General features: G+C 65.5%; 1 protein-coding gene. It reads right to left on the reverse strand.

The window, feature by feature from the left end:
* Window positions 1-264: FGGY family carbohydrate kinase (locus H2O73_RS24095; protein WP_246335998.1), on the reverse strand; the 264-nt coding region annotated here is incomplete at both ends.

The raw sequence follows: 264 nt of genomic DNA on the forward strand, positions 1-264 counted from the left end.
GCCTGCCCTATGGTGGCGGCTTGTTGGTCCCCGGCCACGCCGAGGATCGGAACCGCGCCGCCCAGATGCTCGGGTGTGCAGGTCCCGAACTCTGCATCGCAGTCATGCACCTGCGGCAGCATCCCGAGGGGGATATCGAACAGCGTGCAGATCTCTGCGCTCCAAGCGCCCTTGTGGATGTCGTAGAGCATGGTGCGCGCCGCGTTGGTTGCGTCGGTGACATGGGCGGCCCCATTCCTCAGCCGCCAGATGAGGAAACTGTCG

This window comes from Vibrio marinisediminis, from assembly GCF_014050145.1.
Lineage (GTDB): Bacteria > Pseudomonadota > Gammaproteobacteria > Enterobacterales > Vibrionaceae > Vibrio > Vibrio marinisediminis.